Raw genomic sequence first — 17,711 nt, 5'->3', positions numbered from 1 at the left:
TTTTAAATTATCACAATAAAAATAATTATGATTGTTTCAATCTCTTAAAGTTTTCCTGTAACTGCTCTAAACGTTTTGTACCTTCCACACGCAACCGTTTATTTTCTTCTTCAATCGCCTTTGTTTCCTGCATACCCTTGATGATGATATTCCAAGACTCTTCAATTGTTTCAATTTTAATGCTTGGAGCACCTGCTAACCTTGCAATATCAGTGCTCTGTTGTGAAATATTCTGAGCATTTTTAAGCAGCATTTCATTGGTTCTGCGGTCAAGCTCACTCATAGAATCAGCAACAAGCTTCTGACGCTTTGCTGCAACTGCTTGAATTAATCCATTTTTAAAAATAGGGATCGTCGTCACAAATGCTGAATTAATTTTTCCTATCAGCTTTGTATTCCCTCTTTGCAATAAGCGTATTTGCGGTGCTGTCTGTAGCGATACCATTTTCGCCATTTCTAAGTCATATATTCTCTGTTCTAGTAGCTCAATGACATTTTTTAATGTATCTAACTGCATGGATGCTAATTGATCTCCTGATGCAACCCGTGATTCTAGCTGTGGCAGCTGATTGTTCTTCAGCTCCTCTACTTTCATTTCACCCGCAACAATGTACTTTTCAAGTGTCAAATAGTATTGGTAGTTTTGCTCATACATTTGTTCAAGCATATTGGTTGAATCAACCATCTCATGCTGGTATTTGGAGATTTCGATGTAAATCTTGTCGATTTCAGAGCCCATCGTCTGGTATTTTCCAAAAAGCTTTTCTACCATTTTTTCGCCCTTTTTAAATAGCTTTCCGAAAATACCACCAGATGTCTTCTGAAAGTCCTTAGCATCAAATTTATCCATGATGCGTCCAAGTTGTTTCAGAAGTTCACCAGAATCTTCTACTTTTGTTGTCCGCATATTGCTGAGAATTTGATCAGAAAAGCGAGAAATTTGCACGGCTGGTTCTTTCCCGAATTCCAACACTTGAATTTGGTCTCGCTCATCAATCGTACGGACTAAATTTTGAACTTCTGGTTCTTTACGGAGTGCTAGCTTGATATCAGAAGCTTTTGTTTCTGATAGTTTGTCATTATCGCTTATTGGCATCATACCGCTAGATTGATTTGAAGGTAAAGTCACTACTTAATCTCCCCTTAAGTTTTTTAGTATTCCTTGAAAAAGCCCCTTTTTAAAAACAGAAGGCTCTTTATATTCCAAATCAAAGACCATTTCCTCAAGCCAGTGTTTATCGAATAATCGTTCATCGATATAATTTTCAATGTCATTATGGCCTGGTGGATTATAAAGGATGATATCTATACCAAATTGATTTAAGAGCAGAAGCAATGCTGCATCCGACCTTGAAAGCATGCCGGATAATTCATTATTAAAGATAATCAATTTAGGAACCTGCTGGGAATAATCAAATCTCTCAAGCAATTGAATGATCCTTTTTGGCATAAATTGAGCCTGAGTAAACAAATACATTTTCACATCTTCTAAACTTTCCATCGGCAAAAGCTTTAAACCTGGTTTCTCACAGATTTTCCTAATTGCATGAGCGATTCCCTTTTGTAATCCAGATGCTAAGAATGAATAGGGCCAATAGTGTGCCTGCATCATTTTTTCAGGTTCTAGCAAGCCATCCTTCCCAAGGGCATTCCGGTAATGGAAGCGAAAATCGCTGGTACTCTGCATCGTAAAGGGTAGTTGTCGAATGAGGTAACTGTGCTCCAACTGACTAAGAGATTGAAGGCGGTCCCAATATTCTTTACGATTCTTACTCACACCCTGGACTTTTGCAAAAATAGAGGGAATCTTAACTTGTCCTTCACCTACTTCAAAATCCGGACGGATCATTGCTATCTCTTTACAAAGGATAAATAGCTCGTCATATGTAGTTTTTAACGTAATGGAAGATGGGGTATATTCCCTTAACTGCCATGGTTTATAAAGTCCGGATCCTTCTTGGTTTAAAATCGTCTCAATCTCTTTTGAGGCCCGATAGGCAACCGTTGATTTCCTGTTTCTTCTTTCCTTAGGAAAGGTCTCTGCAGGAAGTCTATTTGGATAGTGATGAGTGAAGACCGGTTCTGAAACGTAACCTGCTAGTATATCTTTACCCTCAGGATCAAAAACGACGATATCACAGCCAAGCTTTATTAAATAATATAAAAAATATTGGTGACTTTTCTTAAAATTGCCATACCAAAGATATTTGGGCATGGCCCTCTCAGGATCCGCATGGTCTAATTCTGACTGTAAATGATTGATTGACCACTTCACCAAATCAACGAGAACTCGCCTTAGTTCGTGATTCTTAAGCCCATCCTTCTCAAGGGTAGCGTACAATTCAAGTGTGGCAATCATCGCTTCCCTTAATTTCCGGTGAATGACAGGTACTTTTGACTTTAACAAAAGCTGCTCCCCATCAAGAAAGGCTGCAAAGCGGTTAATTGACAATTTTTGCTCTTGATTAATATTGATCACTTTTTGAATGGACTGAAAATACGTGTTATTTATTGTTTTATCAAGTGAATCCTCACTTAATAACTGTAACCCCCATTCTTCAGAGTTTACATAATCAAATAACTGGTTGTAGTATTCATCCGTGTCAATTGGAATCCCTAGAAATTTACCTAATACTTGCCCAATCTGGATGGTTCCATTTTCTAATGAAAAATGGGGCCGTTCTGGTAAGGTTTTTTTTAACAGATCAAACCAATTTTCATACGTTAGGGATATAGGACGGACGTTCAATTGATTTAATGGTGGATACATTCATAATCCCTTCCCTCTAGAAGCGAAAGCTTATTTTCCAAAGAAGATCTATATACTTTGTCCTGCTTCAGTACTTAAGCACTTCCGCATAATAATAGAAAATTATGTAAGGTTCCTTATCATCATATCACAGTTATTTAATTGGTTCATTTGTTAATACGAATGTGCCTCAAAAATGTTTCGTTATTAAAGTGATTTCTTCATTTTTCACCTTTTTTCTTGTCCTTACATACTATTTGAGTACTCATACTAAAGTAGGTGACTCGAATGAGATTTCTCTATAAACGTCCAAGTATGGAGCAAATGCAAGAGGAATTAAATACGGTAATGGAAGTAATGGTATCTGATTTATTTATTTACTTGGACTTATTTATTTTCAGTATCATCTTTACCCTTCTTCTTTTCCCCGTTATGCATTCACTTGTCATGTCCATTCTTTTCTTTTTTGCTTTTTATAGTCTATTTTCCTGCCTATACTTTTTTGTTTTTAATAGGTTAATGAAAAAGAATTAAACTTTAAGTGGCAACAGTTCTAAAACCTGTTGGAGAATTTCTTCACCCGCACATACCCCACGACTTTTAGTAAAAATAAGATCACTCGTATCTGTCGCCTTAGCAAGCTCACCCTGGTTGGGAACGAACCGATATTGACATTTCTGTAGAAAATCCCAATCTAAAATGGAGTCCCCTGCACCTGCTATTGCTTGGGTTCCTTCAGTTTGACAGAGATATTCAAGTGCACTTCCTTTACTAATTGCCAGCGGAATAAAATATAGTTTTCTCCCCTGTATTGAAATTCTCCAGCCAACCTTTCCAACTAAATCATTGATTAATTGCATTTCGACTGTTGATGGAAGGCTATTTAAAATAAAATAGAAAAAAAGCTTCCCTGCCTGCTTTTTTATCCCATCAAAACGGATACCCTCTCTTTGAAAAATTGACAGTAGTTCCTCTTCTAAAGCGGATTCCATTCTCAATCTATTTTTCACATACTCTGTCCATCCCTCTATAGGCTTTCCATGTTCTAAAATAACAGCCCCATTAGTAGTTATCGCATATTTGAATTCAATCTTGTTTTTAAAAATAGATAATCTGTTAAACTGGTCTGTTGTCCTCGTTGTAACTGGAATAAACAAGCTTTTCTGAGAAATCATTTCAAGGGCAAATAAGGCTGCTTCTGTCATAAAGGCAACCTGTTCACCATCTTTTATTTCTACCAGCTTCAATTGCCCTTCTGGTTGTTCTTCTAGATCAGCCATTGCTCTTTTTGAATAAATGATGGTTCGGTCAAGGTCAGAAGCAACTATCATTTTTTATTCTCCTTCACCGACTTAATTATGCCGCAGCATAAATAACGTAACTCAGGATATTCCACGACCTCAACCCCTTTTTCCTCGGCAAGCATGAGAATGTGTTTAACAAATGGGCTTGAAGGATCACGCATGAGAATTTTCCATGGAACCCTTCGCAGAAGAACCCTCGTTGTTTCTCCTACTCCAGGTTTTATATAATGTGTGTTCTCAATGGCAAATTCTGCTTGGATTTTCATTACATCCTGCATCCCTAGAAATCCCGTTTCTATTTTTTCGTGTTTCTTCTGCGATGAAATATCGGCCGCTTCCTCCCAAATCGTAGAAAACTCAGTAGAGATTAGATGGATAAATTCATTTGAAACATCAGCAGGAAGCAAATCCCTGTAAAATTTAGCACCGTGAAAATCGTCTGTTCCAATGTATGTTTTATTTAGTACAGTCCTGCTAACAAGACCGGAAACAGTTGAATTTAAACATGCACTCGGAATCAAGAAATCCTCCCTCGTACCAAATAGAGTTGTACAGTAGCCTGGATCTGCAATAACAGCAAGTGTATCATCAAGCTTTGTCCCGTATTTTCGTTCAAATTCCTGACAGGCCTTTGTTAATTCAATCGAAATGGCCCCTTTTCCTGTCCAGCCGTCAACAAATTGAATGGCACCATCTGGATGCTCGCTGATAATATACTGAAGGGCTTTTTCATCGATTCCCCGATCTCTGATAATAGAGATGCTATAATGGGGCAAAGATACATTGTATCGGAATTTAAGATATCTCTTAATCAATATTCCTACTGGAGTTCCTGCTCGTGCTAAAGAAACGAGAACAGTCTTATTCTCTTTTATTTGGTAGATTTGTTCCGCCACAATCCCTACAGACAAAGCCACTTTTTGTTTGTATTCCATCAATGTTTTCCAGAATAATTCAACATATTCTTCTGGAGGCTGGTACTCGATAGGTAATGATTCGCTATAATGCATACCTGATTGAACCATCAATTCCCGGTTTGCTGTTGAGTCCTCAAGCTTTATTTCACTTAAATCTTTAAGTAAGAAAAGCACATCATCTTCATGGTATGTCCCCATTTTTGCAGGCTTATTGACTGTTTTTTGCATTTCTTTCACCTCTAACTTTTAGAAAAAAAGACGATCTTTATTGATGGCACCCCTATACGTTTAAGTTCGTCTAGTAAGGGCTGGAGATTCTCTAACTCTACTTCTCTCTCAAAAAAAATAAATATTTCATCATAATAATCTGGTGGAATGTTATAAACAAAATTTGTAACTGTTAAATCTTCTGGATTGGGAAATGTCACACCGAACTGAGCCCCGTATCCCATTTTATTTTCTACATGTATTGGACTTCTAGTGGTGGAGTGATAATACACACCCTTTCCCATCTTAGAAGCAAGCTGCATAGGAAGATACATAAACTCTCCTGTACCTAAACAAAGCGTTTTTTCACCTGTCCTTTTTTGCTCTAAGTAACAAGCTGCCTCTGATATTTTTTCATGAAAAGAGTTTTCATAACTACGGAGACCAAAACGACCCGTTTCTTGGATATATGGTGCCTTATTCCCAATCGTCTTAGAGGAAAAGGGGACTGGGGTAAACAAAGAAAACAATTGCAGAAATTCGACTGACTGCTCCGCCTTATTATTCCCATTATTTCCAGGAGTTTGACTAATAATTTCTTTATGCTGCTTAATTTGTACATGGCCAGCTACTAGACTTACCACGTGAATCTTTATACCCAGTTCGTTCTCAAGCTGTTTAAATCTATTTTTATTTTCTTGTGAACGCCAATCCAATATGGAAACAACTGTATATTCTTCTCTTGGGTAATTTGCATGAATAGACTGGATGATATTTAATGCTGTTTTCCCAGTTGTTATTTCATCGTCTACTAGAATAATTTCCCGTTGGTTATTAATCATGTTATTGGGAATGTAGCACCGGTGGGAGGTTGCATGTGAATGTTCTTCCTCAAAAGTGACGTTTGGATTTTCCTCCCGCATTTCCTCTCTTGTTGTATGAAAGAATTCAGCTGTATAGAAACAATCAAAGAAAGCATGACCGAGTGCAGTTGCCGTTTCTGCAAACCCTATTACAACAGGTTGAATCGAATTTGGCACAAACGGAAGATGGTTGTATGTTTCTCCTTCTTTTGAAAATAAGGACACTAGCTCTTCTTTTTCCTCACAATGTAACCCCTTAACCGATTCCATGTATCTAACAGCTAATAAAGCAGCCGTCAGCAAACCCTTATATGGTTGGATGGGTAAATGTTTGCCTAATACTTTGCTTACAAATAGGAACGAGCGCTTTTTATTGATTCTCGCAGCCATCGTAAAAAGCTCATCAATTGGTAAATCGTACATATTTTTTTCTATTTCTATTTCCGTTTCAATCGCATCAAGGATATTAAACGTATACTTCTTTTTTGATAAGGTCAATGGTTGTGAATTCTTCATGTAACACCCCGTAAAGCTGTGATTTTAAGATCATTTTTTTTGCCCAATAATAGTGAGGCTTTATCTCATTCATTTTATTAGAAAAGTCGCTCTTAAATACTCCAATGTCTCCCGTTGCTGCTTCAATTATATTTTTCGCATCCATATATTCCTCATAGGAAACTACATTAAGAGCTTGAACTATTTTAATATGTGATGGATGGATAATCGTCTTTCCAGTCAAACCGTTTGCGATATCCATAAGGACTTCCCGAATGAAACCATCTGTGTTCTCATCTATTAATTTAGCTCTCCACTTCAGCCCTTCATCACCATATCTTTCACGGAAAGGGGTTTGCCTTAGCTGAGGCTTTAACATTCTTTTTTTAGCAGAAAAGTATTCCCATACCGGCCCTGATACAACATATGGGCAATCAAATCTCTGAAAAACATTTATTATATCTGAAATGCAATCTCTTAATACAGCAATATCATATACGGTTGTGTCAGCACTTCTTCTAATCCCATATAACCCACAGAAGTCAGTCGCCCCTATTCGAACATTCAGAATATTTCCCTTATACCGGTCGAGTAGGTGCTTAATATTCATTAATTCTTCCATTCTTGTTTCCTTTTGGATGACTGTTGCTGTCTCTAGGATTGGCATTGCATAAAAGGGGTGCTCGTTTGTATGAACTTTTAGGACCTCAGTTAATAACTCTTCACCACATTCTGCAGTGAACTTTGGTAAAACGACCCCTGTAAGAAGCTTGGTCGCTTCTCCTAATTGTTCATTCACCCTTTTAAATTGTTCTAAATTACGAACCCTTATAAACATCAACGGTAAGTCTACAAAATTTAAAAATCCTTTATTCAATTCTCCGTACAGTTTAAGCAACTCAGTCATAAGAAGCATTTCTGCTCTATCAACCTCGTTATCACCCACTGCATCTTCAAGATCGATAACAAGCGAGGTTAATCCCTCATGCTTTTTTGAAAGAATCTCTTGATGGATGTTTGGACGTGTTGCCGGCATGTAAAGTGTTGCTCCTAATCCATATGACAACAGCTCACGATTAAAGTATTTATTAAAGGTTTGGGGTCTTTTATAGAAGAAACGATTAAGCTCCTCCTCATAGAAATAGGTAAAAAAATTCATTTTATTTCTCCTCGTTATAAGGTAAAAAATAAAGGAAACAGACTTTCGTCAGCTCCCCTTTTAATATTATTATAAAATTAAATTAATTGCCTTTACTTTCTTCTTTCTTTTTATTCATAAAGTGAACGACAAATGTAGCTCCGAATGTCACTAATAGGATAATAAAGAACGTTAAATGTCCCATATCTATATGGAATACAGCTAGAAGCATCTTTAAGGCAATGATAAGAATTAAGATATATGCTGTTGTTTCAAGTTCAGGTACGCGGTCTATCAATGTTAAGAATACACCTGCAACTCCTCGCATCATTAATACGCCAAGCATACCTCCAACTAGTAATACCCAAACCTGTTCACTTACTCCAAAGGCAGCTAGAACACTGTCCACAGAGAAGGCAATATCCATTAATTCAACCGCTACAACTGTTCCCCAGAAGGTACCAAATAAGCGAATGAGTAAACCACTTTGATTTAACCCCTCAGACTCTTCATCGCCCTCTTCAGAGCCTTTTCGTTTATCAATAAAGTACTTGATTGATAACCATGCAAGATAGCCTGCTCCCAATATTTTTACCCACCAAAGCTTAATCAGGAATACTCCAATTCCGATTGCAATAAAACGGAAAGCATAGGCACCTAATAGTCCATAGAATAGAGCTTTCTTTCGTTTTTCAGGTGGCAAGTGCTTAACCATTACTGCTAGAACAAGCGCGTTATCAGCTGATAGTAAGCCTTCTAGAATAACAAGTGTACCAATCAAGCCCCAGCTTACGGGATTTGTTAATACTTCTGCCCACATACTCCAATTAAAAAATTGAGAATACGTGTCTAAGATATGATTTAAAACAGACATTAAAAAAATTCCTCCTAGAGTAGAAAAGCCTAAGCGCCCTTGGATTATAAGGAAGTCTCAGGCGCTTTAGCTCAGTATTTAAATGAAGTATACATTTTGTAAAAAGACCCATGAACACCTGGGTCTTCTCCATTCTATTTATTAACCTACAGATAAACCAAAGTCAGTTGCAAGTGCTGCTAAACCACCTTGATAACCACTGCCGATTGCACTAAATTTCCATTCACCGTTATGACGATACAACTCTCCAACAACAATCGCAGTTTCAATTGAGAAATCTTCCCCTAAATCATAGCGAATTAATTCTTCTCCTGTTGCTTCATTAAAAATTCGTGCATAGGAGTTAGAAACCTGACCAAAATTTTGGTTTCTGCTGTCAGCATCATGGATCGTTATTGTAAACGCAATACGCTGAACGTTTGCTGGAACTGTTGTTAGATTAATTTTCACCTGTTCGTCATCACCATCACCAGCACCTGTGCGATTGTCACCAGTATGTACAACGGCCCCGTTTGCTCCTTGCGGATTATTGTAAAAAACAAAATCAGTTTCATTGGTAACTTTTCCGTTTTCTCCTAAAAGGAAAACAGATGAATCCAAGTCAAAGTCATTTCCGCCGTCATATTTATTAGTGTCCCAACCAAGTCCAACTACAACATTCGTTAATCCTGGATTTGTTTTTGTTAAATCAACTTTTTGACCTTTTGATAAACTTACTGCCATTTTTTCATTCCTCCATTTTAGGTAATAGTCTATTTACGAGTTTCTCATAAAAAGGTTTCATTTATTATAAAAATTTTTTTCGTTCTCAATAGAAATTGCTAACCTAACTCATCCACTTAGGAGGTGTGTTTTTAGCCCAATAGATTGTTCCTAATTCATAATGGCTTTGATAGCCGTCATAAATGGTATGATAATGAAAATTAAACCAGTAACCTGCTTGTGGTGGATTGTCACGTCTAACATGGAAACGTAAAATATCTTCCCCTGTTAAGCGGCTTTTAATATTAAATATTTTTTCTGAAAGACCAGAACCTGGCTGTTCAGAAATGGTAAGGTTCTTCAAATCCTCTTCTGGGAATTGGTCAGCCGTTTGTGCAATGGCCAATTCAATATTAGGCAAAATAACTTCGCGAAATTCATCTTCTATTACAGGCTTAATTTTTGTTCCAAACTTTTGGTAAGACTGAATTTCTGCCTGCTTTATTAATTGTTCCATAAACTCTTCCCGGTTAAACTCTGATTCTTCATAAAATTCATTTTGTCGAGTAATATTTCTATCTGCCGTCGCTTCAAAAGCATCTATGTCTTTGAAGTTCTCCGCATATACAGAATTCATTAGTTGTGTTGGTGTAACAAGACCAAAGGTTAAAATAGAAATTAATACAAATAACGGTTTACGAAGCCACTTGTTCATCACTAGTTCACACCTTATTCTATCGAAGTTAATATTTACTAGAATTTTTACTATCTTAAAAGATATTATACTTCTTTTTTTAGAAAAATGGAAAAAACCAGTTTAATATTTTTTATATTGTAATAAATAAAGAACTGAAGCGAAAAGCCTTCAGTTCTTTATTTATGGCTTTGTTAAACTTGTCTGTTGATTTCCGCTCCAGACGCGAGCGGTTCGTGGGTGTTTCGGCGAGCCTCCTCGGCGCTTGCGCCTGCGGGGTCTCCCCTGAACCATACTCCCACAGGAGTCTTCGCGTCTTCCGCTCCAATCAACAGGGTTAAAAAATCAACAATGTTCTTTAACACAGCCTTATTTATCAATCACACCAAAGTGAAATTTAGAGGTTTTTCTCCTAGCTACTTGAAAACCGTATTTTTCAAATCGGGTACTTTTATAATGATCCTTTAATATAATTCGAGTTTTAGCTACCCTATTTGCTTCCTGTAACAATTCTTCTGTTAAATCGTCGTACACTGCAAATTGACCTAAAGCCTTTATTCCATCCGACTCTAGGACACTTTCCTCAAACATTGGGTCAAAATAAACACAATCTACAGATTCATTTGGCTGATTCTTTAAATAATCAAGTGAAGAAGAATGAACGACTTCAATTCTTTCCATTGCCCCATTCATACTTTCCAAACTAGAATCCCATGTTTGGAGCCCCTTCTGAACAATGAAAGCCAAATATTTTTGCCCTTCTATTCCTATCACCTTCCCTTCTTCCCCAACGAGGAAGCTTGCTACAATGGCATCTGATGAAAGTCCAAGTGTGCAATCCAACACGGTCATTCCTTTTGAAAGCTGAGCAATATCTGCAAAAGGATCGTGATCCCCTTGTAACAACCGCTTAATCCTGAACATTGCTGAATTAGGATGGAAGAAGAAGGGCTGCGTGCTCCCTTTTTCAAATAGTTCAATTCTTTCCTTTCCTACCACAAGACATCCACTCTCCCATTCTTCCTGTAAAAGAGATATGGATTTCTTTCTTCTTGGCACATAGGGTACTTCTAAAGTTTTTGCTGTATGAATAGCATTTTCAATCATTTGCTGATTTGTTCTTCCTGCAGTAGTTATAAACATGTCATCATCCTACTTACCCCTAAAAAAAAGGCTTTGTTAAACTTGTATGTTGATTTCCGCTCCAGGCGCGAGCGGTTCGTGGGCGTTTCGGCGAGCCTCCTCGGCGATCACGCCTGCGGGGTCTCTCCTGAACCATACTCCCACAGGAGTCTTCGCGCCTTCCGCTCCAATCAACAGGGTATAAAATCAACACTATTCTTTTACATAGCCAAAAAAAAGGACGTCGAATGACATCCTTCTTAGCAATGTGCTTCTAGTGCACTCATTACATTTTGCATAACCATTTCCATTGGCATACCTTCAATATCATGTCTTGGAATAAAATGAACTACCTTGTTATCCTTTAACAGTGCCATTGATGGTGAAGATGGCTCAATCCCCTCAAAGAACTCACGCATTCTAGCAGTAGCTTCTTTATCCTGTCCAGCAAAAACAGTAACTAAATGGTCAGGTTTTTTTTCACTATTTAATACAGCTTGAGTTGCTGCAGGACGCGCTAAACCAGCCGCACAACCACATACTGAATTCACCACTACAAGTGTCGTACCACTTACATTTTCCATAAATCCCTCAACTTCTTCTGCTGATTGTAGCTCTGCGAACCCTGCTCTAGTCAACTCTTGGCGCATAGGTAAAACCATTTGTTTCATATATTCTTCATATGCATTTGACATAATTGATCACTCCGTTTCCCTTTATCCCTATTAGAATACAATACTCAATCAAGAGTTTGCAATTTAATCCTATTATTCCTCGTTTTTTCTCGCTTCTGTCATTTGCTTCCAAACAGAACCTCTTGCTTCTTCTCCACCTTCAATACGTTCGATGGCCATTTTCACTTGCAAACTCACTTCAAATTCCTGATCTTTCTCAGCAGCCTTTAAAGCAGCTAGTGCCTTTTCATCTCCAACCTCATATAAAAACATTGCAGCCCGCCAACGAACTAATTTACTTTGGTCCTTCAGTGCGTTTATCATCTCTCCTTGTGCTTCTTGGAAGCCTAAATCAGATAAACAATCGCCTGCTGTTCGTCTGACTGTTACAGTCTTATCTTTAAGTGCCTTATATAGGAGAGGTAAAACTTCCTTTTCTTTAATCATACCAAGGTATACAGTTGCAAGTCTCCGAATAGATGGCTTCTCATCTAATATAGCTTTTTCGAGTATTGGTAAATCCTGCAACTCAGGATCCTCCATTTGTTCTAGTGCCTTGTAACGGATCTGCCAATCAGGATGATTTAAATCCTCAGCCGTTACTTTCTTTCGAATAGGTCTAGTCTTTTGTTCTATGATTGGTTCATTTGACTGTGCTTTTTCGACTAGTTCTTCAATTCGTTCAATAGGATAGGCTGCAATTAATTCTTCTACCACATCCTGTCCAATTTGCTCAAATTCCCCGTAACGAACCCCTTCATTCTTCCATTTTCTAAGGAGAATATAATTATCTTCAGGAAGCTGTGCTTGTTCTCTTGCTTTTAAGAAATATTCCGGCATCCCGAATCTGCGCTCAGTGTTACCATCTGACAGCTTCACTTGCAACGGAATATCTTTAAATAGTTGAATTTCAACCTTTATTTCACCAAAGTGTTCATCCACTTTTCTCGTATCTGCCGCCTCTACATCCAGTTCACCAAAGGCAGATCGGACCTTTGGCAATAATTCCTTCCAATCGTATTTCGCGTTTCTTTCAACAGCAAGAAAATCTGCCACATGATAGACGCCCTTGATGCCCTCAATGTGTAAGATATCCTGTATGATGATTGGTGCATCAGTTGCGTTTTCTTTTTTATAGTTATGACTTTTTCCCATTGGGAGTTCTTGATTTAAAATTATCTTCATCGTATTTGGACTTGGCGTTGGTTCAATCGCCTTAATTTTCAACACAATCACCTCATTCTTTTTCGGCAAGCTCTGAGAGGTACGACCAGCGCTCAATTAATTGCTCAAGCTTTTCGTTTAATTCTGCTTCCTGCTTCATTAATTCCTGTGCTTTTGTAAAATCACTACCAATATTCGCCATTAGCTCAGCTACTTCTTCTAAGCGTGATTCGGTTTTTGCGATTACTTCATCTATTTCTCCCAATTCCTTTTTCTCCATATAGGTCATGTTCTTCTTTTTTTCTTTTTCTGGAGTTTTAACAGGCTGGGTTAGTCCAGTATTCGTTTTTTGGACTTCTAAAGTAGTTTCTTTTTCAAGGTATTCTGTATAATTCCCGTAGAAAGAATCAATAATCCCTTCACCTCGTAACACAAGAAGCTGTTCAACCACCTTATCCAGGAAGTAACGATCATGGGAGACTGTAATAACCACTCCTGGAAATTCATCAAGATAATCTTCTAAAACGGTTAATGTTTGTGTATCCAAATCATTGGTCGGTTCATCTAGCATAAGAACATTTGGTGCTGTCATTAAAAGCTTCAATAAATATAGTCGTCGTTTTTCTCCACCTGATAGCTTTCGAATAGGTGTTCCATGAGAATATGGCGGGAATAGAAAACGTTCCAGCATTTGAGCGGCAGAAATCGTCTTTCCATCCGATGTTTCAACAATTTCGGCCGTTTCCTTAATGTATTCAATCATCCGCTTATTTTCATCCATATCTTCGCTTTCTTGTGTATAGTAAGCGATTTTGACGGTTTGCCCCATGATGAATTCTCCATCATCAAGCGGAATTTTTTTTGCAAGTATATTTAATAGTGTTGATTTTCCCGTACCATTTCGTCCAATAATCCCAATCCTGTCACCCGGTTTTACTAGTATATCAAAGTGATTCAAGATTGTTTTATCCGTATATCTCTTAGATGCGTTCTTTAGTTCAAAAACCTGTTTACCAAGCCTGCTTCCATGCAAAGAAATATCAAGCTTCTCGCCTGTCGATTTTCCACTTGAAAGCTTATCATCAAGATCTTCAAAACGTTGTATTCTAGCCTTTTGCTTGGTTGTTCTTGCTTTTGCACCACGTCTCATCCATTCAAGCTCACGTCTGAAAAGATTCTTTCTTTTTTCAAAAGTTGCCGCTTCATTCTCTTCACGAATGGCCTTCGCTTCTAAAAAGGCTGCATAGTTGCCCTTATAGCTATAAAGATTTCCACCATCCAATTCAAACATTCTATTAGCCACACGATCTAAAAAGTAACGATCATGTGTAACCAAAAGGATGGATCCGCTATATCTCCTTAAATAATCTTCCAGCCATTTGACAGAATCAAAATCGAGATGGTTTGTTGGTTCATCTAATATTAGTAAATCTGGCTCTTCAATTAATACTTGCGCTAAAGAAACCCGCTTTTTTTGTCCGCCAGAAAGCTCGCCAATTTTCTTTGTAAAATCTTCAATTCCTAATTTCATTAAGATTGACTTGGCATTCGTACTCGCATCCCATGCATTTAATGCATCCATTTGTTTATGTAATTGAAAAAGTTCTTCTTGTATAGACGTGTCGTTTGGAGCTGTGTCAAGTAATAACAAAGTTTTTTCATATTCACGCATTAGCTTTAATATTGGTGCTTCGCCATGAAAAACTTGCTCAAGTACTGTTTTACTAGCATCCAAGTCTGGCTGTTGATTTAAGAACGAAATAGAATAATCTTTCCCAGCGATAATTTTTCCCTCATCCGCCTGATCCAAACCAGCGATAATACTTAGTAAGGAGGATTTCCCGGTTCCATTTATTCCGATTAAACCAACACGCTCTTTTTCACTGATTGTAAATGATATATTGTTAAAGAGTTGTTTCTCGCCATACGTTTTCGAAACATTCTCTACAGTGAGCATTTTCATACTTGTCCCTCCCATTCTTGGAAAAATTGTTCTAAAAATAGACCCATTATGTGGTGACGACTCTCAGCCATGCTTTTTGCTGCATCCGTATTTAATAAATCTTTTAATTTTAGCAGCTTCTCGTAAAAATGATGGATGCTAGTTGATTTCCCTTTTCGATATTCTTCCAGGCTCATTTTTTCCCTTACTTGAATGTTCGGGTCGTATATTTGCTGTCCTTTTTTACCGCCATATGCAAACGCCCTTGCAATTCCGATTGCTCCAATAGCATCTAAACGGTCAGCATCCTGGACTATTTTAGCTTCAACAGACTCAAGATCTGTTTTACTGCCGCCTTTATATGAAATAGAATGGATTATTTGGAGGATATGCGAATGTTCTTCACTAGAAAGTGTAATTGATTGAAGAAAAGAAACCAGTTTGGCTCTCCCTTTTTCGAGACTTTCATTTAGTTTTTCATCCGGGATATCATGTAGCAGTGCGGCCATTTCAATAATAAATGGATCTCCTTGCTTTTCTTCCTTGCATATATGTAAAGCATTCTTTCGAACACGGTCAACATGATACCAATCATGCCCAGTCACATCTTCACCTAGTCCATTTCGAACAAACGCCTCTGTCTTCTCAATGATTTGATTTTTCACTATGTGCACCTACTTTCACCCTAGCTATTTTACCATGAAAAACGGCAAAAAAATAACCCCGACATATCGGAGTTATTTTTTGTTTACTTGACGTCCGCTCTTCTTCTGACTTTGAGACCCTGAGTTTCCAATTTGAAACTCATTACCAAGTTCAACATCGTTTTTATTATCCTGTTTTTCAATTTGCGATCTTGTTTGATTTGCATTTTGTCTTCCTTGCTTACTCATAACGCATCTCCTTCTTTTTTTGTATATTGAATGCGTTATTAGTATGCACTTCAGATGAAAAAGTTATTTCAATGCATTGTGCCAGCTAATTCCAAGCGTGTTTTCTCCTGCGTGTACGCCAATGACAGCACCTAATGGACAGCAAATTACTGTTAATGCTGGAAACTGTTGTTCTAAATCAATTTTCCAGCTATTTGCCTGGTCTTCATGTAACCCGTACAAAATATAAACTTCCTTAAACTGATACTTCTCATAGGAGGATTTTAAATAATCTAGGATTTTTTCCTTTGCCTTTTTCTCACTGCGAACTTTTTCCTTTACATTAAGCACCCCGTCTTCGATCGATATAATCGGCTTCACGTTTAGCAAGCTGCCCAAGAAAAATTGTACCCCATTCATTCTACCGCCACGATGAAGTTGCTCTAAGCTCCCTACCAGGACATAGGTCTCATTTGTATCCCTAATTTTCCCCATGTGATCAAGAACGGATTCTAGATTGCTACCACTATTAAGTAGTTCCATTCCTTTTTTCAGTATGGCCGTCATGGGATAGGTGAGTATTTTCGAATCAAAAGTAGTGACAGGGATATCTACAAGTTTTGCCGCTTGCTCACTAGAGGACACTGTGCCACTAAGTTTACCCGAAAGAAGGACGGTTACGATCTGGTCGTATTCCTTTGCAAGCCGTTCATATAGTTCCTGAAACGCACCAATAGAAGGCTGTGATGTTTTAGGTGGAGTATTCAAATGCTTTAATCTTTCAAATAGTTCTGCGGGAGATAAGTCAATTCCATCTGAGAATTCCTCCCCATCTAGCAAAATGGTTAATGGTACTGTATATAAATCTGGATGATTTTTTAATTCCTCGTCTAAAAAAGCGGTACTATCCGTAACCCATGCCGTTTTGACCAATGTGATCTCCCCTTATAATTAGTATGAGGTCATATTATCTAGGTAATAATATCGTACCTTTTAATTTGAATATTGTAAATATTTAAAACTTGAAGCTACTAAAATTGTCTGTTGATTTCCGCTCCAGGCGCTTCGCTTTCCGCGGGCGTTCCGGGAGCCTCCTCGTCGCTCACTCCTGCGGGGTCACCCGTGACCGCTACTCCCGCAGGAGTCTTCGCGCCTTCAGCTCCAATCAACAGCTGTGTCAAATTTATATACGGCATTAATAAAGCCAATGCATAAATAAAAGGCTGTTCTCAAATGAGACAGCCTTTAATCATAAATGTACAGTTATTTATTTAGATACTCTGTTAATTTTTGTTGGGTCGTTATCATGAAATCTGTCATTTCAACTAAATCATCCATTTGGGCTTCGGTTATTAAGCGTTCAAAGTCCACTGTTATTATCCCTTTTTCCCTTTTAGTAGGCTGTAGTGGCTCATGTTGAATGGATAGTGTAATTTTCCTTGAATTTCCCCATATACCAAAAAGAATCGTATTTACTTCATAGTAATCAATTTCAACCTCTTCTATATCAAAGGTAAAATAAAGCTTTACCAAACAGCCGACAAGCTGTTCAGTATGAGAACATGGCAGAAGCTCTGCTGATAAATGGACAAGCTTGGATTCCAGTTCTATTTTTCCTAAAACAGCTTTTGTCTCTCCTTGTGGAATGGAGAAGCTAATGTTGAAATGACGGGACATTTTGGCCATATTGATTATGTCATTGCGGTCGGTAATCATTATCTCCCCACTAAGGTCCCTGTCATATAGTGCACCTTCAACAATTACTTTCATATTATCAAAGGCTGTTGGATCAAACATCTATCATTCGACTCCTTTTTAGAAAGGCTCTGCTAAAATTGCCTGTTGATTTCCGCTCCAGGCACGAGCGGTTCGTGGGTGTTTCGGCGAGCCTCCTCGGCGCTTGCGCCTGCGGGGTCTCCCCTGAACCATACTCCCACAGGAGTCTTCGTGCCTTCCGCTCCAATCAACAAGGTGTAAAAATCAACCCTGTTCTC

At 38.0% G+C, this 17,711-nt stretch carries 18 protein-coding genes; 1 reads left to right on the top strand and 17 read right to left on the bottom strand.

Translation table 11 applies throughout. The features are described 5' to 3' along the window. Positions 1–25: 25 nt before the first annotated feature. Entirely contained in the window at positions 26–1,099 is a 1,074-nt protein-coding gene (locus RCG25_RS09720; protein ID WP_308084146.1) for a toxic anion resistance protein, read from the bottom strand. Between the two features lie 33 nt (positions 1,100–1,132). After that, complete coding sequence (locus tag RCG25_RS09715) at positions 1,133–2,770, bottom strand: YceG family protein (protein WP_308083466.1); 1,638 nt, start codon at positions 2,768–2,770, stop codon at positions 1,133–1,135. 267 nt (positions 2,771–3,037) lie between these two features. On the opposite strand from RCG25_RS09715, the gene RCG25_RS09710 reads away from it, so the two are divergent. Continuing rightward, on the top strand, positions 3,038–3,283 hold the full coding sequence (locus RCG25_RS09710; protein WP_308083465.1) for a hypothetical protein: 246 nt from the start codon (positions 3,038–3,040) through the stop codon (positions 3,281–3,283). On the opposite strand, the gene RCG25_RS09705 is transcribed toward RCG25_RS09710, so the two are convergent. The 15 genes from RCG25_RS09705 to RCG25_RS09635 form a co-directional block, all read right to left on the bottom strand. Next, positions 3,280–4,080, bottom strand: a complete 801-nt coding sequence (locus RCG25_RS09705) for a hypothetical protein (RefSeq protein WP_308083464.1) — start codon at positions 4,078–4,080, stop codon at positions 3,280–3,282. The genes RCG25_RS09710 and RCG25_RS09705 overlap by 4 nt on opposite strands. Beyond that, positions 4,077–5,198 carry a cysteine protease StiP family protein gene (locus tag RCG25_RS09700; protein ID WP_308083463.1) on the bottom strand — a complete coding sequence of 374 codons (1,122 nt, stop codon included), beginning with the start codon at positions 5,196–5,198 and terminating at the stop codon, positions 4,077–4,079. The genes RCG25_RS09705 and RCG25_RS09700 overlap by 4 nt, the downstream gene beginning before the upstream one ends. Before the next feature lie 11 nt (positions 5,199–5,209). Continuing rightward, entirely contained in the window at positions 5,210–6,556 is a 1,347-nt protein-coding gene (locus RCG25_RS09695; protein WP_308083462.1) for a phosphoribosyltransferase family protein, read from the bottom strand. Continuing rightward, positions 6,507–7,694 carry an HpcH/HpaI aldolase/citrate lyase family protein gene (locus tag RCG25_RS09690; protein WP_308083461.1) on the bottom strand — a complete coding sequence of 396 codons (1,188 nt, stop codon included), beginning with the start codon at positions 7,692–7,694 and terminating at the stop codon, positions 6,507–6,509. Before RCG25_RS09690 ends, RCG25_RS09695 begins: the two co-directional genes overlap by 50 nt. A gap of 82 nt (positions 7,695–7,776) precedes the next feature. Then, a complete protein-coding gene (locus RCG25_RS09685) occupies positions 7,777–8,547 on the bottom strand; it encodes a TerC family protein (protein ID WP_308083460.1) in 771 nt (256 codons plus the stop codon). Between the two features lie 141 nt (positions 8,548–8,688). After that, positions 8,689–9,270: a TerD family protein gene (locus tag RCG25_RS09680; RefSeq protein ID WP_308083459.1), complete on the bottom strand. Its 582-nt coding sequence runs from the start codon at positions 9,268–9,270 to the stop codon at positions 8,689–8,691. 103 nt (positions 9,271–9,373) lie between these two features. Continuing rightward, a complete protein-coding gene (locus RCG25_RS09675; RefSeq protein WP_308083458.1) occupies positions 9,374–9,964 on the bottom strand; it encodes a YpjP family protein in 591 nt (196 codons plus the stop codon). A 348-nt stretch (positions 9,965–10,312) separates the two neighbouring features. After that, positions 10,313–11,086: a class I SAM-dependent methyltransferase gene (locus RCG25_RS09670; RefSeq protein WP_308083457.1), complete on the bottom strand. Its 774-nt coding sequence runs from the start codon at positions 11,084–11,086 to the stop codon at positions 10,313–10,315. A 239-nt stretch (positions 11,087–11,325) separates the two neighbouring features. Next, positions 11,326–11,760: a BrxA/BrxB family bacilliredoxin gene (locus tag RCG25_RS09665; RefSeq protein ID WP_308083456.1), complete on the bottom strand. Its 435-nt coding sequence runs from the start codon at positions 11,758–11,760 to the stop codon at positions 11,326–11,328. 72 nt (positions 11,761–11,832) lie between these two features. After that, on the bottom strand, positions 11,833–12,966 hold the full coding sequence (locus tag RCG25_RS09660; RefSeq protein ID WP_308083455.1) for a conserved virulence factor C family protein: 1,134 nt from the start codon (positions 12,964–12,966) through the stop codon (positions 11,833–11,835). A gap of 10 nt (positions 12,967–12,976) precedes the next feature. After that, positions 12,977–14,866 (bottom strand): ABC-F family ATP-binding cassette domain-containing protein, encoded by a 1,890-nt coding sequence (locus RCG25_RS09655; protein WP_308083454.1) that lies wholly within the window; start codon positions 14,864–14,866, stop codon positions 12,977–12,979. Next, positions 14,863–15,513, bottom strand: a complete 651-nt coding sequence (locus RCG25_RS09650; protein WP_308084145.1) for an HD domain-containing protein — start codon at positions 15,511–15,513, stop codon at positions 14,863–14,865. Before RCG25_RS09650 ends, RCG25_RS09655 begins: the two co-directional genes overlap by 4 nt. A gap of 69 nt (positions 15,514–15,582) precedes the next feature. After that, complete coding sequence (locus RCG25_RS09645; protein WP_308083453.1) at positions 15,583–15,738, bottom strand: hypothetical protein; 156 nt, start codon at positions 15,736–15,738, stop codon at positions 15,583–15,585. Between the two features lie 63 nt (positions 15,739–15,801). Beyond that, positions 15,802–16,650, bottom strand: coding sequence for a DegV family protein (locus tag RCG25_RS09640; RefSeq protein ID WP_308083452.1), 849 nt, complete (start codon positions 16,648–16,650; stop codon positions 15,802–15,804). A gap of 330 nt (positions 16,651–16,980) precedes the next feature. Then, positions 16,981–17,514: a hypothetical protein gene (locus RCG25_RS09635; protein ID WP_308083451.1), complete on the bottom strand. Its 534-nt coding sequence runs from the start codon at positions 17,512–17,514 to the stop codon at positions 16,981–16,983. Positions 17,515–17,711 lie beyond the last annotated feature (197 nt).

The sequence above is a fragment of the Neobacillus sp. PS2-9 genome (assembly GCF_030915525.1).
Classification (GTDB): Bacteria; Bacillota; Bacilli; order Bacillales; family Cytobacillaceae; genus Neobacillus.
This window is presented reverse-complemented; position numbering and strand designations above follow the sequence as displayed.